The sequence below is a fragment of the uncultured Arthrobacter sp. genome (assembly GCF_947493765.1).
In the GTDB taxonomy this organism is placed as follows: domain Bacteria; phylum Actinomycetota; class Actinomycetes; order Actinomycetales; family Micrococcaceae; genus Arthrobacter_D.
Genome location: NZ_CANLSZ010000009.1, coordinates 31,587 through 55,727, shown reverse-complemented (window position 1 = coordinate 55,727; position 24,141 = coordinate 31,587). Strand labels below are relative to the sequence as shown.

General features: G+C 70.7%; 28 protein-coding genes. 5 read left to right on the top strand and 23 right to left on the bottom strand.

Annotated elements, in window-relative coordinates; all coding sequences use genetic code 11:
- Nucleotides 1–47: 47 nt before the first annotated feature.
- From Q0747_RS12270 to Q0747_RS12195, 16 genes are all read right to left on the bottom strand, one after another.
- On the bottom strand, nucleotides 48–1,214 hold the full coding sequence (locus tag Q0747_RS12270; protein WP_298255034.1) for a flagellar hook protein FlgE: 1,167 nt from the start codon (nucleotides 1,212–1,214) through the stop codon (nucleotides 48–50).
- 100 nt (nucleotides 1,215–1,314) lie between these two features.
- Entirely contained in the window at nucleotides 1,315–1,791 is a 477-nt protein-coding gene (locus Q0747_RS12265; protein WP_298255032.1) for a flagellar hook assembly protein FlgD, read from the bottom strand.
- Between the two features lie 15 nt (nucleotides 1,792–1,806).
- A complete protein-coding gene (locus tag Q0747_RS12260; protein WP_298255030.1) occupies nucleotides 1,807–3,792 on the bottom strand; it encodes a flagellar hook-length control protein FliK in 1,986 nt (661 codons plus the stop codon).
- Nucleotides 3,789–4,598: a C40 family peptidase gene (locus Q0747_RS12255; RefSeq protein ID WP_298255028.1), complete on the bottom strand. Its 810-nt coding sequence runs from the start codon at nucleotides 4,596–4,598 to the stop codon at nucleotides 3,789–3,791. Before Q0747_RS12255 ends, Q0747_RS12260 begins: the two co-directional genes overlap by 4 nt.
- A complete protein-coding gene (locus Q0747_RS12250) occupies nucleotides 4,595–5,029 on the bottom strand; it encodes a flagellar export protein FliJ (RefSeq protein ID WP_298255026.1) in 435 nt (144 codons plus the stop codon). Before Q0747_RS12250 ends, Q0747_RS12255 begins: the two co-directional genes overlap by 4 nt.
- Nucleotides 5,029–6,357, bottom strand: a complete 1,329-nt coding sequence (locus tag Q0747_RS12245) for a FliI/YscN family ATPase (protein WP_298255024.1) — start codon at nucleotides 6,355–6,357, stop codon at nucleotides 5,029–5,031. The genes Q0747_RS12250 and Q0747_RS12245 overlap by 1 nt, the downstream gene beginning before the upstream one ends.
- Nucleotides 6,354–6,959 carry a FliH/SctL family protein gene (locus Q0747_RS12240; protein ID WP_298255022.1) on the bottom strand — a complete coding sequence of 202 codons (606 nt, stop codon included), beginning with the start codon at nucleotides 6,957–6,959 and terminating at the stop codon, nucleotides 6,354–6,356. The genes Q0747_RS12245 and Q0747_RS12240 overlap by 4 nt, the downstream gene beginning before the upstream one ends.
- Nucleotides 6,949–7,971, bottom strand: a complete 1,023-nt coding sequence (gene fliG, locus Q0747_RS12235) for a flagellar motor switch protein FliG (protein WP_298255020.1) — start codon at nucleotides 7,969–7,971, stop codon at nucleotides 6,949–6,951. The genes Q0747_RS12240 and fliG overlap by 11 nt, the downstream gene beginning before the upstream one ends.
- Nucleotides 7,968–9,608: a flagellar basal-body MS-ring/collar protein FliF gene (fliF, locus tag Q0747_RS12230; RefSeq protein ID WP_298255018.1), complete on the bottom strand. Its 1,641-nt coding sequence runs from the start codon at nucleotides 9,606–9,608 to the stop codon at nucleotides 7,968–7,970. Before fliF ends, fliG begins: the two co-directional genes overlap by 4 nt.
- Nucleotides 9,608–9,910, bottom strand: a complete 303-nt coding sequence (fliE, locus tag Q0747_RS12225; protein ID WP_298255016.1) for a flagellar hook-basal body complex protein FliE — start codon at nucleotides 9,908–9,910, stop codon at nucleotides 9,608–9,610. The genes fliF and fliE overlap by 1 nt, the downstream gene beginning before the upstream one ends.
- Nucleotides 9,910–10,302 (bottom strand): flagellar basal body rod protein FlgC, encoded by a 393-nt coding sequence (locus Q0747_RS12220; RefSeq protein ID WP_148601267.1) that lies wholly within the window; start codon nucleotides 10,300–10,302, stop codon nucleotides 9,910–9,912. The genes fliE and Q0747_RS12220 overlap by 1 nt, the downstream gene beginning before the upstream one ends.
- Nucleotides 10,302–10,643 carry a flagellar basal body protein gene (locus Q0747_RS12215; RefSeq protein ID WP_298255012.1) on the bottom strand — a complete coding sequence of 114 codons (342 nt, stop codon included), beginning with the start codon at nucleotides 10,641–10,643 and terminating at the stop codon, nucleotides 10,302–10,304. Before Q0747_RS12215 ends, Q0747_RS12220 begins: the two co-directional genes overlap by 1 nt.
- A gap of 124 nt (nucleotides 10,644–10,767) precedes the next feature.
- Nucleotides 10,768–11,100 (bottom strand): hypothetical protein, encoded by a 333-nt coding sequence (locus Q0747_RS12210; RefSeq protein WP_298255010.1) that lies wholly within the window; start codon nucleotides 11,098–11,100, stop codon nucleotides 10,768–10,770.
- Complete coding sequence (gene fliS / locus Q0747_RS12205; protein ID WP_298255008.1) at nucleotides 11,090–11,533, bottom strand: flagellar export chaperone FliS; 444 nt, start codon at nucleotides 11,531–11,533, stop codon at nucleotides 11,090–11,092. The genes Q0747_RS12210 and fliS overlap by 11 nt, the downstream gene beginning before the upstream one ends.
- Nucleotides 11,533–12,906: a flagellar filament capping protein FliD gene (gene fliD, locus Q0747_RS12200; RefSeq protein WP_298255006.1), complete on the bottom strand. Its 1,374-nt coding sequence runs from the start codon at nucleotides 12,904–12,906 to the stop codon at nucleotides 11,533–11,535. Before fliD ends, fliS begins: the two co-directional genes overlap by 1 nt.
- Before the next feature lie 128 nt (nucleotides 12,907–13,034).
- Nucleotides 13,035–13,862 carry a flagellin gene (locus Q0747_RS12195; protein WP_298255004.1) on the bottom strand — a complete coding sequence of 276 codons (828 nt, stop codon included), beginning with the start codon at nucleotides 13,860–13,862 and terminating at the stop codon, nucleotides 13,035–13,037.
- 216 nt (nucleotides 13,863–14,078) lie between these two features.
- On the opposite strand from Q0747_RS12195, the gene Q0747_RS12190 reads away from it, so the two are divergent.
- Complete coding sequence (locus tag Q0747_RS12190; RefSeq protein WP_298255002.1) at nucleotides 14,079–16,406, top strand: bifunctional diguanylate cyclase/phosphodiesterase; 2,328 nt, start codon at nucleotides 14,079–14,081, stop codon at nucleotides 16,404–16,406.
- Between the two features lie 80 nt (nucleotides 16,407–16,486).
- Here Q0747_RS12190 and Q0747_RS12185 read toward each other — a convergent pair whose 3' ends face one another.
- Complete coding sequence (locus Q0747_RS12185) at nucleotides 16,487–17,263, bottom strand: SDR family oxidoreductase (protein WP_298255000.1); 777 nt, start codon at nucleotides 17,261–17,263, stop codon at nucleotides 16,487–16,489.
- Nucleotides 17,264–17,273: 10 nt separating this feature from the next.
- Nucleotides 17,274–17,789, bottom strand: a complete 516-nt coding sequence (locus Q0747_RS12180) for a MarR family transcriptional regulator (RefSeq protein ID WP_298254998.1) — start codon at nucleotides 17,787–17,789, stop codon at nucleotides 17,274–17,276.
- A gap of 198 nt (nucleotides 17,790–17,987) precedes the next feature.
- On the opposite strand from Q0747_RS12180, the gene Q0747_RS12175 reads away from it, so the two are divergent.
- Genes Q0747_RS12175 through Q0747_RS12160 form a run of 4 tightly spaced genes read left to right on the top strand, consistent with a single transcriptional unit; the run spans nucleotide 17,988 to nucleotide 21,122 of the window.
- Nucleotides 17,988–18,473, top strand: coding sequence for a flagellar protein FlgN (locus tag Q0747_RS12175; protein ID WP_298254996.1), 486 nt, complete (start codon nucleotides 17,988–17,990; stop codon nucleotides 18,471–18,473).
- Nucleotides 18,474–18,480: 7 nt separating this feature from the next.
- A complete protein-coding gene (gene flgK, locus Q0747_RS12170) occupies nucleotides 18,481–19,866 on the top strand; it encodes a flagellar hook-associated protein FlgK (RefSeq protein ID WP_298254994.1) in 1,386 nt (461 codons plus the stop codon).
- Nucleotides 19,867–19,878: 12 nt separating this feature from the next.
- The gene (flgL, locus tag Q0747_RS12165) at nucleotides 19,879–20,754 is read left to right on the top strand and encodes a flagellar hook-associated protein FlgL (protein ID WP_298254992.1); all 876 of its coding nucleotides are present in this window, start codon (nucleotides 19,879–19,881) and stop codon (nucleotides 20,752–20,754) included.
- Nucleotides 20,751–21,122 (top strand): flagellar assembly protein FliW, encoded by a 372-nt coding sequence (locus Q0747_RS12160; RefSeq protein WP_298254990.1) that lies wholly within the window; start codon nucleotides 20,751–20,753, stop codon nucleotides 21,120–21,122. Before flgL ends, Q0747_RS12160 begins: the two co-directional genes overlap by 4 nt.
- Before the next feature lie 81 nt (nucleotides 21,123–21,203).
- Here Q0747_RS12160 and Q0747_RS12155 read toward each other — a convergent pair whose 3' ends face one another.
- From Q0747_RS12155 to Q0747_RS12135, 5 genes are all read right to left on the bottom strand, one after another.
- Nucleotides 21,204–22,043 (bottom strand): aldo/keto reductase, encoded by an 840-nt coding sequence (locus Q0747_RS12155; RefSeq protein WP_298254989.1) that lies wholly within the window; start codon nucleotides 22,041–22,043, stop codon nucleotides 21,204–21,206.
- Between the two features lie 94 nt (nucleotides 22,044–22,137).
- Nucleotides 22,138–22,887 (bottom strand): PepSY domain-containing protein, encoded by a 750-nt coding sequence (locus tag Q0747_RS12150; RefSeq protein WP_298254987.1) that lies wholly within the window; start codon nucleotides 22,885–22,887, stop codon nucleotides 22,138–22,140.
- Between the two features lie 93 nt (nucleotides 22,888–22,980).
- The gene (locus Q0747_RS12145; RefSeq protein WP_298254985.1) at nucleotides 22,981–23,439 is read right to left on the bottom strand and encodes a hypothetical protein; all 459 of its coding nucleotides are present in this window, start codon (nucleotides 23,437–23,439) and stop codon (nucleotides 22,981–22,983) included.
- A gap of 109 nt (nucleotides 23,440–23,548) precedes the next feature.
- Nucleotides 23,549–23,917 carry an MGMT family protein gene (locus tag Q0747_RS12140; RefSeq protein WP_298254983.1) on the bottom strand — a complete coding sequence of 123 codons (369 nt, stop codon included), beginning with the start codon at nucleotides 23,915–23,917 and terminating at the stop codon, nucleotides 23,549–23,551.
- Complete coding sequence (locus Q0747_RS12135) at nucleotides 23,914–24,129, bottom strand: DUF2945 domain-containing protein (RefSeq protein WP_298254981.1); 216 nt, start codon at nucleotides 24,127–24,129, stop codon at nucleotides 23,914–23,916. Before Q0747_RS12135 ends, Q0747_RS12140 begins: the two co-directional genes overlap by 4 nt.
- Between the last annotated feature and the right edge of the window lie 12 nt (nucleotides 24,130–24,141).

Here is a 24,141-nt window from a genome sequence, read left to right as displayed (position 1 = left end):
CCTGCCCCACGCCGGGTCGGCATGGGGCAGGGGCCCTCGGGTCCGGATCAGCGCTTCAGGTTGGCGAGCTCCTGCAGCACTTCGTCCGACGTCGTGATGATCCGGGCGTTCGCCTGGAAGCCGCGCTGGGCGACGATCAGGTTCGTGAACTCCTGCGAGAGGTCCACGTTGGACATCTCGAGCGTGCCGCCGTCGAGCGGCCCCAGACCGTTGGTCCCCGCGGCACCGATCTCGCCGGCACCCGAGTTGGCCGTGGCACGGTAGGCGGAGCCGCCGGCCTTCTCCAGGCCGGCGGGGTTGACGAAGCCGGCGAGGGCCACGCGGCCCAGCGGCTGGCGGCCACCGTTGCTGAAGGCACCGATCAGGGTGCCGTCCGCCCCGACCGAGAAGGATTCGAGGGTGCCGGCCGTGCGGCCGTTGCGCTCCGAGATGGAGACGGTCTTGAGCTCGGCGAAGCCGGTCACCGCCGAGAGGTCCACCGCGACGCCTCCCACCGTGATGGCGGATCCGGCAGCTGCCCGTCCATTGGTCATGGTGAGCGTCGCGGTCCCGACCGCTCCGTTGCTGTCGCGGCCGCTCACGTTCCAGCCCGCACCCGCCCGGGTGAAGGTCAGCTCCAGCTGCCGCGTGACCCCGTTGGCGTCGTAGGCCTCCTCCACCACCGTGATCGGCTGCGCGGCATCGGAGGGCAGGTTGCCCGAGACGCGGGCCGTCGTCGTGGCCTCAGCGGGCGACACCGCGCCCCGCGTGGTCCGCAGATCGCCGATCGCGCCGCCCTCCTGCACCACGCCGTTGACCGCGGGCCAGCCCTGCACGAACGAACCGTCCGGCGTGACCAGGCGCCCCTCGGCGTCGGGCGTGAAGGCGCCGGCCCGCGTGTAGAGGGTCTCGCCGCCCTGGCGGGTGATGAAGAAGCCGTCGCCCGAGATCATCATGTCGGTGGCGCGGCCCGTGGCCTGGGCGGAGCCCTGCGAGAAGTTGGTGATCACGCCCGCCACCTGGACACCGAGTCCCACCTGGGCGGGGTTGGTTCCGCCGAGTGCCTCCTGTGGCGCTCCCGCGCCCTTGGTCAGCTGCGAGAGCGTGTCCTGGAACTGCGTCGCCGAGGCCTTGAAGCCCGTGGTGTTGACGTTGGCGATGTTGTTGCCGGTGACGTCGAGCATGGTCTGGTGCGAGCGGAGACCCGAGATGCCGGAGTAGAGCGAGCGAAGCATGGTGGTGCCTTTCGGTGCGGGAGGGGTGGAGCAGGAGGGTGGGTCGGGGAAGCGTGGTGAGGAGGAGTTCGGTCAGGGAGGTCCGGTCAGCGAGGTCCGGTCAGGAGGAGCGGGGCGCTGCCGGTGAGGTCAGGGGGGTCGGTGAGGTCAGTGAGGTCGGTGAAACCGGAGTCCCGACGCCGGAGACGAGGTCGAGGGGGATGCTCCTGCCGCCGATCGTCACCGTGGGGACCGGACCGCTGTAGGAGACGGCTGTTGCGAGACCCTGCGCGACGACGCCGTCGGCGTCCTCGTAGGAGACCTCGTTGCCGATCAGGGCGGCGGCCGAGGACCGCATCTGGAGGTGGAAGTTCTCCTCGCTGAGCCCGGTCATCTGGGTGATCTTCTCCATCATGGCCAGCTGGGTGGTCTGGCCGATCATCTGGTTCGTGTCCATGGGTGCGCTGGGGTCCTGGTTGCGCAGCTGGCTCACGAGCAGCGACATGAAGACCTCGGAGTCCATGGCCTGTTTCTGGGTGCCGGCAGGGGGTGTCACGGTGGGGGCGAAGGTCGCTGACGCGACCGGGTCGATGGGCATGGGAGTCCTTTCGGATCAGGCGAAGAGATCGAGGGTCGAGGAGCCGACTGGTGGTCGGTCCGCGCCGCGGAGCGGAGCCGGTTCGGGCTCGCTCCGGAGGAAGCGCTGGTTCCCGGGACGTGCGGGGTCCCGCCGCTCCTCGGGTGTGCCCGAGCCGAGATCGAGGGAGGCGGACAGGCCCGACGACGAGGCTTCCCGCCGGAGCTCGGGCATGGACTGCCTCAGTGCCTCGCGGCCGCCGTCGGTGGAGGAGAAGAACTCGATCCTCGTCCCGTCCGCCGAGACGCTCGCCCGGATGGTGATGGGACCGAGATCGTCGGGTGCCACGGTGACGGTGATGGTGCTCGTGCCGTCCGGGGCCTCGGCCGCAGCCTGGGCGAGCGCGAACGCCGGGGTGCCGAGCTGGTGCGGCAGGGGGACGTGGGTGCGGGCCGTCCCGGGTGTCGGTGCGGGTGCTTCCGCTGCAGGCGCGGCAGCGGGAGCGGAAGCTGCTGCCTGCTGCGTCAGGGGAGCCTGGAGATCGGACCGGACGGACGGCACCGCCGGGGTGTCGGCCGATTCCGCTGCAGGCGACACGTCCCCTCCGGTCACGGCGGGTGGGACCGCTGCTCCCGGGTCCCCTGCCGGGACCGGGGCTGGAGCATGCGCCGCAGCTGCTCCCGCCGGACCGGCAGGAACTGCACGGGCGGGGCCCGACGCGCCCTCGACGAGCCCGGTGCCCGTAGACAGCCCGGTGCCGGTCGCCGTACCCGCGGCGAGACCGACACCGAACGGGTCGCGTGAGCCCTCGACCACAGCGGTGCCGGTGCTGGTATCGGCGGCGGGGGACGTGGATGACGGTGCGGATCGCGCCGCTCCGGGCGTTCCGGTGGATCGCGCCGGAGAAACGGTGGCTGCGGTTGCTGGAGCTGCTGCGCCTGCTCCCGCCACCTGGGTCCCGCCGGGCACCGGGGCTGCGGACCCGGCGGGCTCCGCCTCGGCCGAGGGATGTGCCGGAGCCGCTCCGGTCGCGGGCAGCGGGGCGTCCGGTGTCCGTGCATCGGCCGAGGTCGCGGGTGAGGTCGTGGCGTCCGGCAGCGCTGCGGGGGCCGACGGCGTCGCCGGCGTTGCTGTCCGTCCCGGCGTGACAGCGCCGGTGCCCGGGTCGACCGAGGGTGCTGCCTGCTGCCCGGACACGGGGCTTCCCGATGCGTTCGACGAGGAATCGCCCCGGTCCGACGACGGCGCCGGCAGCTCCTCCGGCACGCGTTCCGCGCTCCCGTCCGGGTCCGGGGATCCGGCCGCCCCGGCAGGGAGTGCAGGAGTGGAGGGCCCCGCCGGCGACGGCGTCGTCGTTGCGCCGACGGAGGCATCGCTCGCACCAGGAGCAGCCGCGTCTCCCGGTCCGGTCGCCTGCGCCAGCGCGGTGGCCCGCGCCTCGAGGATCGGCGCAGTGGTGACCGGAGCAGAGGTGACCGGAGCAGAGGTGATCGGCGCAGTGGTCGCCGGCCCGGCATCGCCACCCGCGCTCTCGTCCGTTGCCGAGGCTGATGCCGAGGCTGATGCCGAGCCTGATGCCGGTCCCGTCGCGGTCGGCCCTGCATGGTCGGTCACCGCGTGATCGGTCACTGCCTCATCGGTCACTGCCTGATCGGTCACTGCCTGACCAGGCACCGCCTGACTGGTCGCCTGACTGGTCGCCTGACTGGTCACCGCACCCGTCCGCGCCTGGGATGCCGGTGCACCCGCGACGTCCCCGCCGACGCGCGGGGTGGACCTGCCCTGCGCCGCGGGTCCGGCAGGGGGTCCGCCGCGGAACCCGGGGGCCGTACCGGCCCGGGCCCGGTCCGCCGTCGTGCCGGGACGTGGGTCGGAGGCATGCCCCGCCCCGGCCAGGGCATGCCTGCGGAACGCCTCGCCGAACGACGACGCCGCTCCCGTGTCCCGGGTGCCGCCGACAGGACGCTCCGTACGCAGGGCATCGCGGGACGGTGTGACGGGCAGACCCTGCAGTGGACTCATCGGGCCATGCTCGCGAGGAAGGCGGCCTGGGTGGCGAGTGCCTCGTCGACGGCGGGATCGGACACGGGTGCCGTGGCAGCGGACACCGGAGCAGGCGCCACGGAGGCCGATCCCCCGGGCAGGATACGGCGGATGGTGGTGATGTTGGCGTCGGTCTCCCACATGTCGCGCACGGCGACGTTCGAGCCGGGCTGCGGGGCATCGATCGCCTTGCCGCCGCCCAGGTACATGGAGACGTGACCGCCGTCGAAGCTGAACAGGAGGTCCCCGGGCTGCGCCTCGGCGAGGGAGGAGACCTGCGTGCCGGCGTTCATCTGGTCCCAGGTCACGCGCGGGATCTCGATGCCGATGTCGGCATAGGCACGCTGCAGGAACCCGGAGCAGTCGAGGCCCACGGCCGGATCGGTGCCGCCCCACACGTAGGGCACACCCTCGTAGGCCTTGGCCGCCGCGATGACCCGGTCGACGTCGGAGGACGACGGCGCGGGCACCACGTCAGGTGCCGGATCCGCCGCGGGCGCGGGTGCGACGTCCTCCACGACGGCGGGAGCCGTCGCCTCCGCGAGCGCATCGGCGAACAGGTCGCCCGAGGCCACGGCGTTCTTCGAGGTCCCGGCAGCAGACCCGCCCGGTGTCGCGGGGGCGGTCTGGGCCGTGCGCGTCGTCGCGCTCGTCGAGGACGTACCGGCGGTGGTCCCGGCACCCGCCGCGGTGGTCGACGAGGACGCGGCACGCACGGCGGGCGCCGCGAGCATCCCGAGGGTGGACTGGATCTGCTGGACCCGGCTGACGGCGTCGGTCATCATGGCCGTGCCTCCCCGCTCCGGCGACCCGCACCGGTGGTGGCGAGCTCGTCGAGGACCAGCTGCTCCGCACCGATCATGGCGGTGGCCTCGGTGTCGCGATGGCGCTCCTCGAGCTTCTCCAGACCCACGGTCTCGGCACGGGCCGCACGGTAGCGGTCCTGGGCGCGGTCCTGCTCGGAGCGCAGCTCGACCTCGAGGGCCTGCAGATCGGCGAGCATGCTGCGGGCGGAGGCCCGGGCGGCGGCCACCGCGTGCAGCGAGGCCGAGCCCGAAGGATCGAGGTCCGTGGTATCGAGGACCTCGCTGACACCCTCGGTGCGGGCGCGTGAGGTCCGGAGCTTCTCGTTGGCGAGAGCCAGGGACCCTGCGGCCTGGTCCTCGCGGAGGTGTCGCAGCCTGAGCAGGCCTGCGAGGGGGAACTGGCGTGTCATCAGATGATTCCCATCGATCGGGTGAGGAGGGTGATGCGGTTCCAGGCGTCGCCGAACGGGGTGCGTTCGTCCATGCGCTGCTGGAGGAAGGCGTTGATCGCCGGTTCGTGGTCCACGGCGGCGTCGACCAGCGGATTGGATCCGCGCTGGTAGGCGCCGACGTCGATCAGGTCCTGTGCCGCCCTGCGTGCGGCGAGGGCCTTGCGCAGCAGGCCCGCGGCCGCAGCCTGCTCGCGGGTCGTGACGCGGGAGGCAACGCGCGAGATGGAGGCGAGCGGGTCGATGGACGGGAAATGTCCGGCGACCGCCAGCTTGCGGTCGAGCACGATGTGGCCGTCGAGGATGGAGCGCGCGGCGTCGGCCACGGGTTCGTTGTGGTCGTCGCCGTCCACGAGCACCGTGTACATGCCGGTCACCGAGCCGCGGGCCGCCGTACCGGCCCGTTCGAGCAGCTGCGCGAGCAGGGAGAAGGTGGACGGCGGGTACCCGCGGGTGGCGGGAGGCTCGCCGACGCTCAGGCCGATCTCGCGCTGTGCCATGGCCACGCGCGTGAGCGAGTCCATCATGAGCATGACGTCGGCACCGTCGTCGCGGAAGGCCTCGGCGATGCGGGTGGCCACGAACGCCGCCCGCAGGCGCAGCAGTGCCGGTTCGTCCGACGTCGAGACCACCACGATGGAGCGCGCGAGGCCCTCGGCGCCGAGATCGTCCTCGAGGAAATCGCGGACCTCGCGGCCGCGCTCCCCCACGAGGGCGATCACGGACACCGCGGCGTCCGTGCCGCGCGCGATCATGGACAGCAGCGAGGACTTGCCCACACCGGACCCGGCGAACAGGCCCATGCGCTGGCCCCGTCCCACCGTGGTGAGGGTGTCCATGACCCGCACCCCGAGCTGCAGGGGTTCGGTGATGCGGGTGCGTTCCAGGGCGGCCGGCGGGGTGTTGCCCAGCGACACCCAGGCGACGTCGGTCAGCGGTCCGCGACCGTCGATGGGCCGGCCCACGCCGTCGAGCACCCTGCCCAGCAGCCCCGGGCCCACCGGGACCAGGAGCGGTGATCCCTGCGTGCGCACGGGGGCCCCGGCCTGGATGCCGGAGAGATGGGCGAAGGGCATGCAACGCAGCCCGGTGAGGGACGCCGCGACCACCTCGGCCTCCACGGGCGAGGTCTCCCCGATGGTGACGACGTCGCCGATCGCGCAGTCGAGGCCCACGACGTCGACGCCGAGGCCCACCACGGAGGCCACGCGGCCCACCCGCTGCGGTGCGGCGGCGGCCCGGGCGAGCCCGAGGATGTCGTCGAGCGTCCGGTCGGGTGCCAGGCTCATGCCGGATCACCCGATCCCAGGGCGTCGCGGACGCGGGCCAGCGCCGTGCCGAGCCGGGCGTCGAGGTGTCCGTCCGGGCACTCGGCCACGGCGTCGCCGCGCTGCAGCGAGCCGTCGGCGACGAGCGTGAGCCCGGCGGGGACGTCGGTGGACGGGATCTCGGCCAGATCGGCGGGATGGAGCCGCACGGCCCGCACCTCCTCGCCGTCGGCCGCGCCGAGGGCACGCGCCACGGCGGCCCGGGCGGAGGACGGCCCGTCCTGCAGGGCCTGTCCGAGCAGTGCCTCGGCGATCTCGAGGGCCGCATCGAGGATGCGGGTCCTGGCCTCGGCGAGCGAGGGGGCGCCCTGCCGCTCGAGCTCACGTGTGGCGGCGTCGAGCACCCTCACCCGACCGGCGAGGCGCTGTTCGGCGTGGAGCCGCTCGGCCGCGCGGTCGCGGTCCATCCGGGCCTGCTGCTCGGCCAGCTCGAGGCGGGCGAGCGCCAGGCCGTCGGCGTAGCCCGCGGCGTGCCCGCGGGCCGCTGCCGTGGCCTGCGCCGCCTCGCCGGAGCCCGGGCCGAGCAGCGGGAACGAGAAGGGGACGAGCGCTTCAGTCGACATACTCGTCCTCGTCCCCACGCTGGATGGTGATGGTGCCCTGTGCCTCGAGATCGCGGATGGCGCGCACCACCTCGGCGCGTGCCTCCTCCACCTGCGAGACACGCACCGGGCCCACGGCCCGCAGTTCGTCGTCGAGGATCTCCCTGTTGCGCTCGGAGACATTGGCGCGGATCACGCTGACCACGGCCTCGGCCGCGCCCTTCATGGCCAGTGCGAGCACGGCGGAGTCGATGCCGCGCAGCACCTGCTGGACGTCGCGGCGTTCCAGGTTCACGATGTCCGCGAAGGTCAGCATGCGGGCGCGGACCTGCTCGGCCAGGACGGGATCGCGGATCTCGAGGCCGTCGAGCAGCTCGCGTTCGGTGCTGACATCGGAGCGGTTGATGATGTCCACGAGCGGCTGGATGCCGCCGATCGCCGTCGCACCCTGATGCGGAGCGGCAACGGCCCCGGCCCTGACCCTGATGCTGTCGGCCACCACGGAGACGGCCTCGGGGGTCGCCGAGCCCATGGTCGCGATGCACTGCGCCACGTCGGTACGGCTCGTGGGCAGCAGCCCCGTGAGCACGGTCGACGCCTGGTCCGGTCGCAGGTGCGCCAGGACGAGGGCGATGGTCTGGGGCAGTTCGCCCTCGAGGACGCTCTGGATCTGGCCGGGCTCCACGGACTCGAGGAACTCGAAGGACTTGCCGGCCGCGGTGGAGGCGAGGCGCCCCACCAGGCCCGCGGCACGTTCGGCGCCGAAGGAGGACTCGAGGAGACCGATGGCGATCTCCATGCCGCCGCGGGTCCGGCGCCGGCCGCTCGTGGCCATCTCATGGAACTCGATGATCGCCTCCTCGGCCACCGCCGGCTCCACACGCTGCAGCCGCACGATCTCCGCGACGATCTCCTCGGCCTCCGACTCCGACATCTGCCGGAGCACTTCGGCCGCGCGTCCCTGGTCCAGCTGCATGAGGACCATCGCGGCCTTCTGCGTGCCCGAGACGGCGCTGCGCACTATCGTGCTCATACGCTCTGCCTGTCATCCATCATGCTGCGCAGGTACTCCGCCGTCTTGGCGGGGTCCTCCGAGGCGAGCTGGTCGATGTCCGAGCGCATGCGCTGCAGCTCGGTGTCCGCCGAGGCGGCCTGGAGGGCGCTCTGCACGGCCCCGACGTCGATCGAGGTGGTGTTCGGCGCAGGCTCGATGGGGCTGATGAGTGCCACCGCGGGGTCGAGGGCAGGAGCGCTCGGCGCAGGGATGGCCGGGTAGACACCCTGCAGCTCGCCGAGGTCCAGGGGCTCGCGCCGCTGGCGGCGCGAGCGGCGGGCGTAGACGATCAGCCCGATGATCGCCACGAGCAGGATGGCTGCCACGATGGCCAGTGTCCGGATCAGCTCGGCCCGCTGCGCCTCGGCCAGGGCCTTGTCCGCCTCGGCGAGGGCGTCCGCCGCCGCCTGGGCGTCGGCATCGTTGAACCGCAGCTCCTCGACCGTGACGATGTCGCCGCGCGCCGCGTCGATGCCGGCGGCGCTGGAGACCAGGTCGGTGAGGGTCGCGACGTTCAGGTTGGCGGTGGCGCCCTGGTTGACCGCGACGGAGATGGTCTGCCGGTTGATGCCGCCGGCCGGGACGACCGTGGACTCCGTGGTCTTGTTCACGGCGTTGTTGCGCGTGCTGGTCTCGGAGTTGAACGTGCCGTCGCCGTTCGCGCCGCCCTCCGGCACGGCGATGTTGTCGGGGCCGAGGACGCCGGCATTGCCACGACCCGCTCCCTCGTACGCCTCGGTGGTGCTCGATTCGTTGAGGGCGGGGGCGTCCTCCGGCGTCGAGAAGCTCTCCTCGACGCGTTCGCCGCTCTCGAGCTTCATGTCCGCGGCGACCACGACGGTCGCGTTGCCCACCCCGACCACGCGGTCGAGCATGGTCTGCACGGAGGCCGCGACGCGCTTCTCGTAGTCGGAGGCCTGCTGGTCGGAGCCTCCGGTGGCTCCGACGCCGACCGCGGAGAGCACCGTGCCCTGCGCGTCGATCACGGCGACGTCGGAGGCGTCCATGCGGTCGATCGAGGCGGAGGTCAGGTGCGTGATGGCCTGGACCTGGTTGCTCGAGAGCGTGGTGCCGGGCGTGGTCTCCACGAAGACGGAGGCCGTCGGCTTGCCCTGCTCGGCGACGAACACGGTGTCCTCGGGGATCGCGAGGCGCACGGTGGCGGTCTTGACGCCGTCGATCGCGGACACCGTGGCGGCCAGTTCGCCCTCGAGCGCGCGCTTGTACGTGGTGGACTGCTGGAACTCGGAGGAGGTGACCCCCATGTCGTCGAGCAGCGAGTACCCGGCGGTGGACGAGGACGGCAGGCCGGCGGAGGCCGCCTTGATCCGCTGGTCGTACACGGCGGTCTCGGGGACCATGATGGTCCCGCCGCCGTTGCTCAGCTCGTAGGGGACGCCGTCGGTCTGCAGCTGGTCCACGATGGTGCTGGCGTCCTCGCCGCTGAGTCCCGAGAACAGGGGCGTGTAGGAGGGCTTGGACAGCCAGGAGGTGAGGGCGATCCCGCCGAGGAGCAGCACGGCGACACCGATGATCGCGATGGTGCGCTGGGCTACGGTGAAGCTCTTGACGGCGTCCCCGAGACGGGTGGCGGCGTTCGACATCGGGCTGGGCATCAGGCCTGCATCCTCATGATCTCGTTGAAGGCGTCAACGCCCTTGTTCCGGACGGCGGCGACGAGCTCGAGCGTCACCTGGGCGCGCGTCGAGGCGATCGTCGCATTGTGGATGTCGCTCAGGTCGCCCGTGACCGCCTGGATGGCGAGCTCGTTGGAGGAGGACTGCACGGCCTGCAGGTTGTCCACGGCCGAGGTGAGGGAGGTCGCGAAACCCTCACCGCCGGCGCCGGGGGCGGCGCCGGCGGCCGGCAGGTAGGAGGTCGCGGCGGGCTGGATGGCACCGAGTGCGGGAATGGGCATCAGGAACGTCCGATCTGGAGGGCGGCCTCGTAGGTTGCCTTGGCGCGGTCGACGACGGCGGCGTTGGCCTGGTAGCCGCGCTGGGCCATGATGAGCTGGCCCATCTGGGCGCTCATGTCGATGTCCGGGTAGCGGACGTAGCCGGCCTCGTCCGCGAGGGGGTGGGAGGGTTCGTGGACCATCCGGCCCTCGGCGCTGCCGAACTCGGCGCCGGCCACGTAGGCACCCTGGCCGTTGCCGTCGGCCCGGGCCGTGATGTAGCGCTGCTGGAAGGCAGCGCCGTCGGTGGCGGTCACGGTGTTCGCGTTGGCCATGTTGTCGGCCACCGCGTCGAGCCACTTGCGGTGGAGGGTCAGACCCGTGCCGGAGATCCCGATGGCGTCGAAGGTCATCAGGAGGTCCTGAGGGCGGCGCGGACGCCGGTGAAGGGACTCTCGACGGCCCGGGCCGCGAACTGGAAGCGGAGCACGGTGTCGATGTTCGAGAGCGTCTCGGTGTCCAGGTTCACGTTGCTGCCGTTGAGCCGCGTCGGTTCGAGCGAGCTCTCGGTGGTGGCCTGCACTCTGCCTCCCCCCATGGAGACAGAGCGCGCCAGGGCGTCCTCGAAGCTGACCCGCTGGGCATGGAAGCCGGGCGTGTTCACATTGGCGATGTTGTTCGCCGTGACGCGCTGGCGCAGGGCCAGCCCATCGAGGGCGCTTCGCAGGGCGAGCGAATGTACGGAATCGAGCACGGCGGCAGAACCTTTGCAGACAAGGCTGAGCGGCCGATCCATGGCCTGGGGATGAGCGATCCATGCTCACCGGGGACTATCGGATGCCCACCGGTACGCGGTTAGGAGCTTCCGGGAAGGACTTTCAGCCCGTGATGTCCACGTAGACGGACGCCTGCTGCGGCTGGGTGGCCGCGCGCACCGACCCGACGGCGGACCGGTGACGGCGCAGTGTCGCGAGCTCCCCGCTCAGGTGCACCAGGGCGACACGCTGACGGTCGTGGATGCGCTGGGCACGTTCCAGCAGCTCCGTCGGCACAGGGCCGGTGAGTTCCGCGGGGACCCAGTCGCCGAGGGCAGGGGCCTGCCCCACGGGTGCGGAGGGCGAGAGGCTCGCCACGATGGCGTCGTCGACGGCGGCCTCCAGCTCGTCGAGCGCCGACGACCAGGCCGCGTGGTGCTCGTCGTCAGCCGACACCGAGCACTCCCACCGGCTGGTGCGCGGTGGTGTCCGCAAGCGGCGGTGCCTGACCGGCGGCGGCTGCCTCGTGCCAGGCCTGGCGCAGGGGCTCGAGGATCTGCGCGCACTCCGTGGTCTTGTGCCGGTCCCGGGTGGTGTTGGCCTCGACGAGGGTCTGGCGCACGTACGTGTAGAGGGACATGAGTCCGTCGGCTCCGTCCCACACATCGGTCCGCAGCGAGGACATCAGCTCCGCGAGGATGTCCTGGGCGTGGAGGAGATTCGCGGAGGCCGCCGGCCAGTCCTGCGTCTCCTGTGCGACACCCGCCCGCGCGAGGTCGAGCAGCAGCCGGTCGTAGAGCATGGTGAGCAGACCGGCGGGCGTGGCCGAGAGCACGGCGTCCTGCACGTACTGTGATCGCTTGGCCTGGTAGCCGTTCAGCTGCAGCATCAATTACTCCTGGAGGGGATGTTCGCGAGTTGGGAGGACAGCCAGTCGCCCTGGGACTGCAGCTTGGACAGCTGCACCTCGAGCGCGGCGTAGGTGCGCTCGAGCGTGGCGCGGCGCTTGTCGAGGGACAGGCCCATCGCGGCGACGCGGTCGTTCATGGACCGGACGCTCGACTCCTGGCTCTGGATGCGCCGCGTGAGCTCGCCGTCGAACTTGTCCGAGGCTGCCTTGCCCGCATCGGCGACGCGCGCCGAGAGACGGGTCAGCGCATCCTTGACCTGGTCGGGGTCGGCTGCCAAGGCGGCCGCGAATTTCTTCTCGTCGAACTCCACCGTGCCGGATCTCGTGAGATTGATCCCCAGCTCGGCGGTGGAGCGGCCGTCGACCGGGCCGGTGGCGGCGGTCAGGACCGACTGGGCGATGCCCCGGACGGCGCTGTCACCCGTGAATCTGCCCGAGGTGGGCGCAGCACTCGCGGTGGCGCCGGGCGTGACCCTCGTATTGGCGGCCACGAAGGAGAGGACGCTCTGCAGGGAGTCCACGAGCTCCTTGGCCAACTTCGTGGTGCCCTCGGTGTCTGCTCCGACGGTGATGGAGACAGGATCGGTGCTCACCTTCGCGGCGGTGACCGTCACGCCCGGGAGGAGGTCGGCGAAGGAGTTGGACGACGACGTGACGACCTGCTCGGCCGTCGAGCCGCCCCAGAGCACGAGCTCGGCGTCCTGGGCGGTGCGCACCGTCGCTGCGCCCGGCTCGGCGAAGAGATCCGGGGCGCTGCCGGCTGCCACTTCGTCGGCTGTGCCACGGAAAACGCTGAAGCCGTTCTCCGCTCCCGGTTCCGTGGCCGTGAACTGCAGGCGGTACTGCTGCACGCCGTCGATGTCCCTGCCGGCGGTGACCTTCGCGGCCGTGATGCCGGCGCCGGCCCTGTTGACGGCGGCGACGACGTCGTCGAGGGACCCGGTGGTCTGCACCTCGGTGGTGGTATCGTCCGCGGCCCGGATCGTCAGGGTGGAGGCCTCGGCGGAGAAGGCGGTCATGGCAGCGGTGACGGAGCTCTGCGACTGCGCGAGCTGCCGCACGGTGAAGTCGAGGGAACCGGCCCGGGCGGTGGAGGAGGCGGTGACGCCTGCCGCGTCACTGCTGCTCCTGGCGGTGAAGAGATCGAGCGCCTGGGGTTTCGCGGTCTTCGTGGCGAGCTCGGTGAGGGCGCCCAGACGCGTGTTGAGTTGCTGGAGCGAGGTGATGAAGCCCTGGGTGGTGGCGGCCTTGGCCTTGAGCATGGTCTGCGGCCGGGCCTCGACCTGCATGAGCTGGCCGATGAGCTCCTTGGTCTTCAGCCCACTGGCGATGCCGTCGATGGAGAACGCCATGGAACTGCCTCTCGGATGGGGCGGGAACTGGTCATCAGGGGTACGGCGGATAGGCAAATGCACGATGGCGGGACCGTCGGTCCAGGATCAATCCCGCCACCGTGCACTTTCGCCTACATACCCACCGTCTAGCGGAGGAGCTGAAGGACACCCTGGTTCATCTGGTTGGCCTGCGCGAGCATCGCGGTACCGGCCTGCGAGAGGATGTTCGAGCGGGTGAAGTCCGCCATCTCCTTCGCCATGTCGGTGTCCGAGATGCGGGACTTGGCCGCCGAGAGGTTCTCCTGCGAGACGTTGATGCTGTTGATCGCGGACTCGAAGCGGTTCTGCACGGCGCCGAGCTTGGAGCGTGCCTCGGAGACGTCCTGGATCTGCGTATCGATTGCGGCGATCGAGGTGAGTGCATCGGCCGCACTGGTGAACGTGAGAGCCGCCACCGCAGCCGCCACTGCCTCGATGTCGGTAGCCGCGACCGTGATCTGGTCGTTCGCGGCGGTGGAGCCTGCACCGATCTGGAAGGTCAGGTCGGCCGCTCCCGCGCTCAGCAGATCCGTCCCGTTGAAGTTGGTCGACGTAGCGATCCTCGAGAGCTCCTCGCCGAGAGCCGTGACCTCGGTCTGGATAGCCGTGCGCGCCTCCGCGTTGTTCGAGTCGTTACCCGACTGGACTGCCAGGTCACGGACTCGCTGCAGGATGCTGTGGACCTCGGTCAGCGAACCTTCAGCGGTCTGCACCACGCTGATGCCGTCCTGGGCGTTGCGGGCTGCAACTCCCAGTCCGCCGATCTGCGAGCGCAGGCCCTCGGAGATGGCCAGGCCGGCGGCGTCGTCGGCTGCCCGGTTGATGCGCAGGCCGCTGGAGAGCTTCTCCAGCGACTTCGAGACGTCGTTCTGGGTGTTGGAGAGGTTGCGGTACGCGGTGTTCGCTGCGGTGTTGGTGTTGATCTGGAAACCCATGATGTATTCCTCCGTGAAAGGGTTGCTTGCGCCGGCCCGTCCATGGGCCAGCACCAGGAGCTATCGGTCCGCACCCCGAGGCGTGTTAGGAATCGGTGGAAGTATTTTTCTCCAGGACCGCCACACGCAGGCTCGGCCAAGTTTTCGCCGTGGGTTGGGGCGCAGTGGGGCGTCCGGGGCCCCGGTAGCCGGGCATGGCCCTATGCTCATCCTGTCGTGATCAGATTCCTGATCCTGTGGACGAGGGAGTGCATGGTGGGTGCTGGTGCCCGTGGAGCCGGTCGGGACGACGCCGGCCGCGCCGGGGTCTCCCCCGGTCTGGTGATCGCGCTGGGCGTCGTGGCGCTGGTCTCCGGGGTGGTCCTCCTGATCGGCGATCCGGACAGCCCGGACCTGCGCGGCGCCTGGCTGGGAGTCCTCACCGAGCTGGTCGCCGTCGCCGTGTGCCTCCGGGCCGTTGCCCGGACGCGGCTGACCCAGTGGCAGGTGGTCCTCGGGACCGTCGCCATCGTGGTCTACACCGCCGGCGACATCGCCTACCTGGTGCTGCTGGACGGACAGCGTTCCCTCGGCGTCCTGTCCGTGGCCGACGGGGCACATGCCACCTTCTACCCGCTGATGCTCGGCGCCCTCGCCTTGACCATCCGCAAGCTCAAGGGTGTCGCCTGGCCGGTGCTGGTGGACAGCATGGTGGGAGCACTCGCTGCGGCAGCGGTCATGGCGTTGATCCTCGCGCCCGTCCTGCAGGCGGGGGAAGCCGGCGGCACCACCTTCGGCCTGGTCACCACGGTGGTCTATCCGCTCCTCGATCTGCTGCTGATCACGGCCATCGGCGGACTGCTCGCCTCCCGGGGGCTCGATCTGGGGCCACGCTGGCCCCTGCTGGTCGCCGGACTGATCCTGTTCTGCGCCGGGGACATCGCCTTCGCGCTGGACAGGGAGGCCTATGTGGTCGGCTCGATCGTCGACGCCGGATGGGTCCTGGGGATCACCGGGATCGCCGCGTGGATCGACGGCGTCGCGGCGGCCGATCCGGCGTCGGCGCAGCAGGACCGCCGCCGGCCGGCCCTGACCACCCTCATGGTCTCCACGACGTCGGCACTCGCCGTGCTGGTCATCGGCTGCCAGCTGACCATCCCGCTCCTCGCCCAGATCCTCGCAGCCCTGAGCCTCCTGCTCGCAGCGGTACCCCTGGTTTTCCGGAACCGGATGCTCATGGTCCTCGCATCCACGGACGAACTGACGGATCTGCCGAACCGCCGGGGCCTCGTCACGGAACTGACCGGGCGCCTGCGGGCCGGCCGCCCCGGCGCCCTCCTCTTCCTCGACCTCGACCGCTTCAAGGACGTCAACGACGCCCTGGGGCACACCGTCGGGGATGCCCTGCTGGTGCGGGTCAGTGAGCGGTTCGCCGCCCAGCTGAGAAGCGGGGACCTGCTCGCGCGCCTGGGCGGTGACGAGTTCGCCGTGTTCCTCGACGGTGCAACCCGGAAGGAGGCCATCTCACTGGCGCTCCGGCTGGAAGCCTCCCTCGAGGACCCGATCGAGATCGGCACGGCTTCCCTGAAGCTCAGCGTGAGCATCGGCATAGCCCGCACGCCGGAGAACGGGACCGACATCACGCTGCTGATGCGCAAGGCCGACATCTCCATGTTCCGCGCCAAATCCACCCGCAGCGGCCACCACCTCTACAGCGCGGAGGACGACGACGGCGGCGCGCAGAAGCTCGAGCTGCTGCGCGATCTCCGCACCGCCCTCGTGGAGGAGCAGTTCGAACTGCACTACCAGCCCAAGGTGCACCTCGCCGACGGCCGCGTCACGAGTGTGGAGGCCCTGCTCCGGTGGAACCACCCGGTGCTCGGACAACTGCCGCCCGTGTCGTTCCTGCCCCTGGCCGAGGAGTCCGGGCTGATGCCCGACCTCTCCACGCTCGTACTCAAGCGGGCGGTGGCGCGCGTCTCGCAGTGGCGGGCCGAGGGCCACGAGATCAGCGTCGCGGTGAATCTGTCCGGATCCGGCATCCAGGAGAGCCTCCCCCGCCAGATCCGGGCACTCCTCGAGCGGCACACCCTGCCGCCCGAGTGCCTGATGCTCGAGATCACCGAGGGCATGCTGATGAGCAGCCCGGCCTACACCTCCGGCATCCTCCAGCAGCTCCGCACCGCGGGCATCCAGATCTCCGTGGACGACTTCGGCACCGGGTACAGCTCGCTGGCCCACCTGCGGGATCTCCCGGCCGACGAACTCAAGCTCGATCGCTCCTTCATCACCGACATGCGCACCGACCGTCGTGCCCTCGGCCTGGTGTCCTCGATCGTGGAACTGGCCCACAGCCTGGATCTGCGCGTGGTCGCCGAGGGCGTGGACAACGAGGAGACCCGACTGGAGCTGCGGGCGATGGGCTGCGATCTCGCGCAGGGCTTCCACTTCACCCGGCCGCTGCCCGCCGTCGCCGTCGTTCCCTGGCTCACCGCCGCCCGCACCCCCGACGCACTCGTGGCCGTCGCGCCTCTGCACCCGGACCTGCAACCGGACTTGCCCTGAACCGTACGCGGACCGCGGCCTCCGCGATCAGCACCGGTGTGCCGGGGCAGCCCGCCTGAGCAGGCCGTCCCGGGTCAGGATCACCAGGTGCTGTCCCGGCGCGTCACGGCGTCGTAGCCACCGTCGAGGAAGATGACCTGCCCGCAGAGGTGCGTGTTCTCCTCGCCGGTGAGCCAGGTGAGCAACGCCGCCGCCGTCTCGGGAGGGAAGGGCCCGTTGAGGGGCATGGGCACCTGCTTGTCGAGCTGTGCGCGGCCGGCCTCGGTGCTGACGAGCTCCGCCGTCATGGGGGTGAGGACCACCGCCGGCGCGATCGCGTTCAGGGGGATGTCCGCCCCGGCCCACGACTCGGTCGGGGCGTTCAGCCGGATCCAGCGGGCGAGTGCCTGCTTGCTGGTGGAGTAGATCTGGTACCCGTTGCCGTCGTCGGCCAGTTCCTGCGCCCGCGCCAGTGCTGCGGCCTCGTCCCCGCCGAGGCAGGCCTCGAGCAGGGCGGTGTCGTGGGGCTGCAGGGAGGCCATCGAGGCGACCGCCGCTGCCCGTGGTGCATCCGAGCCCTTCATCAGGGGCTGGAGGGACTCCAGGGTGGCGACTGCCCCGAAGTAGTTCACCAGGACCGTCGCCGGGATGGGTGCGTTCATCCCGGCCACGGCGAGGACGGCGTCGATGGACCCGTCGCTGAGCCGTGCGACTTCCCTGGCCATCCCGGCGCGGCCCTCCTCGGTACTCAGATCGGCGGTGATGTCCGCTCCGCGGAGATCGACGCCGATCACGCGGTGCCCGTCCTCGCGCAGGCGGATGGTGGTGGCTTCGCCGATGCCGGAGCCGGCTCCGGTGACTACGTAGGTGCGGGTCATGATGTGTCTCCTAGGTGTTCTGCGCCGCGCCGAAGCGCAGGGCATCGGTGTGGAATCTGGTGAGCAGCTGGGCGAAGGTGTCGCGTTCGGCCTGGGTCCACTCGGCCTGGATGGCGTGCATCATCCGATCGCCGGCGTCGACGAGTCCCGCCACGACCCCCTGGCCCCGATCTGTCAGGCGGAGAAGCCCGGCGCGGCCGTCAGCGGCGTCGGCACTCCGCTCGATCAGGTTGTCCTGACCCAGACGGCGCATGATCTTGCTGACGTTGGAGGCTCCCATGCGGAGCTTCCGGGCGAGCGCCGAGGGACGCAGTGCGCCATGTCTGCCGAGCAGCGTCAGCGCCGTGACGGAGCCGGCATCCATCCCGGGAGCGGCATCGTCGGTGAGGGTGGTGATGAAGTCGCTGGATCCCCACAGGGCGAAGACCTCGAGCATCGCCGCGAGGCCCGCCGAGCGGTACCCGAGCGGCGCTCCGACGTCGGGCGCCACAACGTCCGGCGGTGCCGTCGTCGCATCGGAACTCATGTCCACTCCCTGTCGTCGAACCATCAGTCTACCGCGTTTACTGTCCTGAAGACAGTAAACGGCTGCAGGCCATTGCCTGCTGAGCGGGATGTCGACGTCGAGCGGGGGCTGCTCGCAGGCACCACTTACAGCGCGACGGGCGGTGCCGATAGTTCCGACGAATCCACCCGTTCACAACCCCGGAGAGGAGGTGGCACCGTGAGCGCCCAGGACCTGTCCACCCTGCTCTGGCAGGAGCGCCAACTTCTGGAACTCCTCGTCTTCAAGCTCGAGGAAGAACAGCTCCTGCTGACCTCCGGCAACAGCCGCTGGCTGCACCATGCCACCAGCGAGGTGGAGCAGGTCCTCCAGCGCCTCCGCGACACCGGCCTCGCCCGCGCCGTGCACGGCTCGGCCGTCGCCACGGACTGGGGGATCGACGACGGCGCCACCCTGCGCGAGCTGGCGCTCTCGGCACCCGCAGGGCCCTGGGGGGAACTGCTCACCGCCCACCTCCAGGCCATGACGGCGCTCGTGGCGCAGATCGTCGCACTGCGCGACAGCAACCAGCACTTCCTCAAGGCGGCCAGCCGCTCCACCCAGGAGACCCTGGCGGGGATCGGCACCGGTCCCGGCACCTACGCGGCCGACGGCGCCTCCGCCCTGGGCAGCGGCCATCCGACCCTCCTCAACAAGGATCTGTAGCCGGACCATGAGCACTTTCAGCGGAATCTCCACAGCCTATTCCGGTCTCGCCGCGGCACGCGCGGGCCTCGACGTGACCGGGCAGAACATCGCCAACGCCACCACCCAGGGATACACCCGGCAACGCCTCGAGACCTCCTCGGCAGCCCCTGCCCGACCCTCCATGTTCGCGACGGGCGCCCGCGTGGGCGAAGGTGTGCTGACGCAGGGCATCGCGCGGCTCGGCGACGCCCATCTCGAAGCACGCGTGCGCACCACGGCCGGGGCCGCCGGCTACACCGCGGTGCGCGCCCAGGCCTTCTCCGCACTCGAGGACACCCTCCGGGAGCCGGGTAGGAACGGCATCTCGGCGTCGCTCCAGGACTTCTGGGCGGGGTGGCAGGACCTGTCCATCAACCCGGACAAGTCCGCCCCGGCGTCGTCCCTGCTCTCCGTCGCAGGACAGCTCACCTCACGCATCGCCTCCGGCCACCGCGAGATCGAAGCGCAGTGGGCCGCGGCAAGGTCATCGGCCGAGGGTCTCGTGACCGAGGTCAACGAGGCCGCGTCCCAGGTGGCCGAGCTGAACCGGCAGATCCGCTCCGCCGTCACCTCCGGGACGTCCCCCAACGAGCTCGTCGACCGCAGGACCCAGCTCACGGCGAATCTCGCCGGCCTGACCGGTGCCACGGTCCGCGACAACGCCGATGGTACGGCCGACGTCCTCCTGGCGGGCAATCCCCTGGTCTCCGGCACCACGTCCAAGGCCCTCCAGGTCACCGGACCCCGGCAGCTCGCAGCCAACGGCGGCGTCGGCGTCGAGTGGACCCACCGTCCGGGCGTCCCGGCCGGGATCGAGAGCGGAGAGATCGCGGCGACGCTCTCCCTGCTGGCTCCCGCCGACGACGGCGGCGTCCTCGCCGAGGCCGCCAGGGGCTACGACGACTTCGCCCGCTCCCTCGCCGACAAGGTCAACGCCGGGTACGCCGAAGCCGGCCAGGGCCCGTTCTTCGCCCTCGACGGGACTCGGCCCGCCGCGTCGCTGACGGTCGTACCGACGAGACCCACGGAGCTCGCGGCGAGAGCGGCCGGGGCCAGCGCCTACGACGGATCCATGGCGGATGCGATCAGCAGGATCGGCTCGGGCTCCGACTCACCCGACGCCGAGTGGAACGGCTTCGTCACGGGTCTCGGTGCCGCTGCACGCTCGGAGCTGCAGGGCAATGCCCTCGCCGAGGTCTCCGCGACCTCCGCCCTCCGCCAGCAGCTCGGCGCCACCTCTGTCAGCATGGACGAGGAGCAGGTCAAGCTGCTCGAATATCAGCACGCCTATCAGGGCGCCGCGCGCGTGATGACCGCCATCGACGAGATGCTCGATGTCCTCATCAATCGCATGGGAATCGTCGGACGGTAGCGGAAGGCCATCATGATCACTCGCGTCACCCAGCAGACCATGCAGTACGGAGCGCAGCGCTCCCTGCAGACGAATCTCGCCCGCCTCGCCGAACTCCAGGACAAGGCCTCCAGCCAGCGTGCCATCAACCGCCCGTCGGACGACCCTGCGGCAGCCGCCGAATCACTGCGGGTCCGGGGAGAGCTGCGGGCGAACGAACAGTACGCCCGGAACATCTCCAACGGGGAAGGGTGGCTCTCCCAGCTCGACAGCGTCATGACGACCACGAAGCGGGCACTCGACCGGGCGAACGAACTGACGCTGCAGGGGTCGAACTCGGCCCTCAACCCCGCAGCCCGCGATGCGCTCGCGCACAATATCGATTCCCTGCGCAGCGAACTCGTGACGCAGGCCAATGCCACCTACTCCGGCCGCTTCCTCTTCGCCGGTAACGCCGATACGGCCCAGGCGCTGAAGGCCGATCTGACCTTCGCGGGCGGAGGGACAGTGGAACGCCGGCTGGGCGCGGACGAGACCGTCCGGGTGGACGCCGACGGCGCCTCGGTGTTCGGCAGCGGCGGCGCGTCCGTGTTCACGCTGCTGGACGGCATCGCGGCAGACCTGCGTGACGGCAAGGACGTCTCCGTGCACCTCGCCGCCCTCCAGGAGCGCATCAAGGCGGTGACCACCGAGCACAGCGAGATCGGCGCGCGGCACGCGCGCCTGCTGACGGCGAAGGAGAGCGTGGCCGACGCCTCCCTGGCTCTCGAGGGGCGGCGCGCAGCGGTGGAGGAGGTGGATCTCGCCTCCGTGATCCTCGACCTCAAGATGCAGGAGACGGCCTACCAGAGCGCACTCGCCGTCTCGGCCCGCGTGCTGCAGCCCTCCCTGCTGGATTTCCTGCGATGAGGGCCACCTTCCTCACGCCGCCTCCCGGGCTGGCGCCCTTCAAGGACTTCCGCCTGGAACAGGTCAGCGGCGCCGAGGGCCTGTTCACCCTCGCCTCGGCCGAGCGGCCGGAGGTACGCCTGTTCCTCCTCGACGCAGCGACCTACGTGCCCCACTACAGTCCGCGCTTCTCCGACGCCCAGCGCGAGGCGCTCGGTCCGGACGTGCCGGACGCACACCTGTTCGTGGTCGCCAATCCCGGCGCCGGAGGCACCACGGTGAACCTGGCCGCCCCGATCGTGCTCGATCCGGCCACCGGTCACTGCGCCCAACTGATCCTCGAGAGTGGCGACTACCCGCTGCGGGCGGCTCTGGCGCAGGCGGCCTGAGGGTCAGACGGAAGAACCGCCCGGTGGCCACCGGGCGGTTCTGTCAGTTCCTGTGCGAGACCGGCGGCCCCAGGGGTCTGCTCAGGCGAAGTCGGACGTTGCCGGATCCGCGCCGATGCGCCCCTCGGCGCCCTTGTCGAGGTTGTTGATGGCCTCGATGTCCTCGTCCTCGAGCTTCACGTCGAGGGCTTCCCAGTTCTCGACGATCCGCGATTCCGTGACGGACTTCGGGATGACCACGTTGCCGAGCGCGAGGTGCCAGGCGAGCACCACCTGCGCGGGCGAGGCGTTCCGCTTCGAGGCGATGTCCTGCAGCACGGCGTCGTCGAGCAGTCCCTTGCCGGACCCGATGGGCGAGTACGCCTCGTGCAGGATGCCCTTCTCGGCCTCGAACGCACGGAGTTCGGACTGGTTGAAGTAGGGGTGGGTCTCCACCTGGTGGATCGCCGGGACCACACCGGTCTCCCGGATGATCTCGCTGAGGGTCTCCAGGGTGAAGTTCGAGACGCCGATGCTCCGGACGCGACCCTGCTTCTGCAGCTCGATGAGCGCCTTCCAGGTGTCCAGGTACTTGTGCTGCTTGGGCTGCAGCCAGTGGATCAGGTACAGATCGAGGGTCTCGAGTCCGAGGAGGTCCATGGATTCCTCGAACGCCTTGAGGGTGCTCTCATAGCCCTGGTCCGAGTTCCACAGCTTGGTGGTGATGAACATGTCGTCATGGCTGAGACCCGAGGAGGCGATGGCGCGGCCCACGCCACCCTCGTTCCCGTAGATCTTCGCGGTGTCGATGTGGCGGTAGCCGGTCTTGAAGGCCTTGCCCACGACATCCTCGGCGACGTTGTCCTCGACCTGCCACACGCCGTACCCGAGCTGGGGGATGGTGTGGCCGTCGTTGAACGTGAGAATCGGTGATGTAGTCATACAGGCGGGAACCAGCGGTGCTCCCCGTTTATTTCTCCCCCGTCCTCACCAGCGTTCGCCATCCGGCAACGGGACCGACGCGGACCGGCCAGGGTCAGTCGTCGGAATCCGCCTGGTTCTCGACGACGGTGCCGGTCGCGGCATCCAGCTGGACCGAGTACTTCACGTCGGCGGGATCGAGGACGTCCGCCTCCCACACCGTCGTACCCTGCTTGCTGTCCAGCTCGAGCTCCGTGATGCGGCCCTCGGGGATGACCGTGAGGATCTTGTCCACGGCATCCTCGTAATCGAGCTCGGCGGACTGCAATCGTGCACGATTCTTGTCCCTGTCCTCCACATCCTGATCCGTCAGGGTCGGTCCCGTCGTGATCTCCGTACCGTCGGCCGAGAGCTCCATCTCCTGCTCCGAACCGTCCTGCGTGATGATGTCCACCTCCCAGGCCGCGCCACCGGCCTCGCTCTCGATCGAGGTGAGCGTGCCGCCGGAGACGGCGGCCAGCGCCGTCCTCCCTGCCTGGATCAGGTCCTCCGCGCCGGAGCCGGGCGCCGCGATCCCTCCACCCGACGTCGAGGACCCGGCCGTGCCCGAGGACGTCGCGGTGGCCGAGGGCGCCGGGCTCGTCGTCGGTGTCCGGCTTGCCGTGGGGAGCGCGATCGGCGACCCGGTCCCGGCGGATCCGGTCGGTTCCGCCATGGGCGAGGTGGAGGAACCCGACGAGGCGGACGCCGCGGCATCACCGTCGGTACCCGGGGCGGTGCAACCCACCAGGCCGAGGAGCGCCGCGGCGGTGAGCGGCAGCACGGACCTCCAGCGCCCCGGTCGTGCTGATGACGATGTGGTCATGGGTCCTCCTGGGGTCGGGCGGCGCGATGGGCTGCCCCCATCCTCACCCAGCGTTCGCCATCCGGCAACGGGACCGACGCGGACCGGCCAGGATCAGGACGCGGTGGACAGCGCGCGCTCGGCCTCCTCGATGTCGTCCAGCACCAGCCGGGCCCGACGTCGCACATTCTCGAGTCCGGCGGAGGCGACACCCCATCGTTCGCCGTCGAGCCGTGTCATGGCCGCGGCCTCGGCCGTGGTCGCAACCGCGTTCCCCGCGCGGGAGAGAGCCCGGTGGACCTGCAGCAGGGCGCCGGGGATGTCGAGCCCCGTGCTGGGTGAGGAGGACTGCGCGCTCACGCACACCACCCGGACCCGGGGCAGCAGTCCGCCCAGCTGATCGGCGATCACCACCAGTTCGTTGTACAGGGCGTCGTCCTCGACGCCCTCGAGGATCTGGTGATAGCGGTCCAGCCCGCGGCGGAAGCGATCATGGGCACGTCGCCACACCCCGGTGCCCAGCTCGGCGTCGTCCTTCCGCCCCTGCCTCGCTGCCGCGAAGAATGCCGCCACCGCTACGGGTTCCGGCCGCGTGCGAGGATGCCGGCAAGCGGTTCGATCATGACGCCATGATCCCACAATCGTCCGTGGACGACCGGGCTGACGACTGCACCTCGACCCTTCAGTCCAGCCCCTGCCCGTCCGCTCGGACGACCTGCGGCGTATCGGACAGCGGACCAGCCCACGTGTGACGCACCCGCGCGAGCTCGACGCGGCCGTTGCGCAGCGGTACACCTTCGGCTCTCAGGAGCTCTGCGGCACGACCGCCCCGGCAGGCCGCGGGCAGACCGTCCGCGCGCACCACCCGCCACCACGGCACCTCGTCGGGTACCCCGCCTACCTCACGGCCGGCTCGCCGCGGCGAGATCCCGATCCGACGGGCGATGTCGCCGTAGGTCACCACGGACCCGGGACCCACCTCACCGAGCACCGCGCAGACCGTCCCGGCGAGCTCACCGGTCCCATCCCTCCGTGCGACGACGGAACTCACTCGTCGACCCGCCGGAGAGCCCCGCCCTTGTGAGCGGCGATGTGGTCTGTCGTGTCGCTCTTGATCTCGTACTGCGGATCGTCCTTCGATGCACGGCGCGTGTGCCCCTTGTAATCGAAGTCCTCCGTATGGATCCTCGTCACCGTCCCCGAGACGTGGCCGGCCTCGGAATTCCACGTCACGTGGTCACCGATGCTGAACTTCTCCGACATGTCGCTCCCCTC

Coding starts and splice junctions, on each gene's coding strand:
- Q0747_RS12270 (WP_298255034.1), bottom strand. CDS start 1,214: ATGCTTCGCTCGCTCTACTCCGGCATCTCGGGTCTCCGCTCGCACCAG.
- Q0747_RS12265 (WP_298255032.1), bottom strand. CDS start 1,791: ATGCCCATCGACCCGGTCGCGTCAGCGACCTTCGCCCCCACCGTGACA.
- Q0747_RS12260 (WP_298255030.1), bottom strand. CDS start 3,792: ATGAGTCCACTGCAGGGTCTGCCCGTCACACCGTCCCGCGATGCCCTG.
- Q0747_RS12255 (WP_298255028.1), bottom strand. CDS start 4,598: ATGATGACCGACGCCGTCAGCCGGGTCCAGCAGATCCAGTCCACCCTC.
- Q0747_RS12250 (WP_298255026.1), bottom strand. CDS start 5,029: ATGACACGCCAGTTCCCCCTCGCAGGCCTGCTCAGGCTGCGACACCTC.
- Q0747_RS12245 (WP_298255024.1), bottom strand. CDS start 6,357: ATGAGCCTGGCACCCGACCGGACGCTCGACGACATCCTCGGGCTCGCC.
- Q0747_RS12240 (WP_298255022.1), bottom strand. CDS start 6,959: ATGTCGACTGAAGCGCTCGTCCCCTTCTCGTTCCCGCTGCTCGGCCCG.
- fliG (WP_298255020.1), bottom strand. CDS start 7,971: ATGAGCACGATAGTGCGCAGCGCCGTCTCGGGCACGCAGAAGGCCGCG.
- fliF (WP_298255018.1), bottom strand. CDS start 9,608: ATGCCCAGCCCGATGTCGAACGCCGCCACCCGTCTCGGGGACGCCGTC.
- fliE (WP_298255016.1), bottom strand. CDS start 9,910: ATGCCCATTCCCGCACTCGGTGCCATCCAGCCCGCCGCGACCTCCTAC.
- Q0747_RS12220 (WP_148601267.1), bottom strand. CDS start 10,302: ATGACCTTCGACGCCATCGGGATCTCCGGCACGGGTCTGACCCTCCAC.
- fliS (WP_298255008.1), bottom strand. CDS start 11,533: ATGCTGCAGCTGAACGGCTACCAGGCCAAGCGATCACAGTACGTGCAG.
- fliD (WP_298255006.1), bottom strand. CDS start 12,906: ATGGCGTTCTCCATCGACGGCATCGCCAGTGGGCTGAAGACCAAGGAG.
- Q0747_RS12195 (WP_298255004.1), bottom strand. CDS start 13,862: ATGGGTTTCCAGATCAACACCAACACCGCAGCGAACACCGCGTACCGC.
- Q0747_RS12185 (WP_298255000.1), bottom strand. CDS start 17,263: ATGACCCGCACCTACGTAGTCACCGGAGCCGGCTCCGGCATCGGCGAA.
- Q0747_RS12180 (WP_298254998.1), bottom strand. CDS start 17,789: ATGAGTTCCGATGCGACGACGGCACCGCCGGACGTTGTGGCGCCCGAC.
- flgK (WP_298254994.1), top strand. CDS start 18,481: ATGAGCACTTTCAGCGGAATCTCCACAGCCTATTCCGGTCTCGCCGCG.
- flgL (WP_298254992.1), top strand. CDS start 19,879: ATGATCACTCGCGTCACCCAGCAGACCATGCAGTACGGAGCGCAGCGC.
- Q0747_RS12160 (WP_298254990.1), top strand. CDS start 20,751: ATGAGGGCCACCTTCCTCACGCCGCCTCCCGGGCTGGCGCCCTTCAAG.
- Q0747_RS12155 (WP_298254989.1), bottom strand. CDS start 22,043: ATGACTACATCACCGATTCTCACGTTCAACGACGGCCACACCATCCCC.
- Q0747_RS12150 (WP_298254987.1), bottom strand. CDS start 22,887: ATGACCACATCGTCATCAGCACGACCGGGGCGCTGGAGGTCCGTGCTG.
- Q0747_RS12135 (WP_298254981.1), bottom strand. CDS start 24,129: ATGTCGGAGAAGTTCAGCATCGGTGACCACGTGACGTGGAATTCCGAG.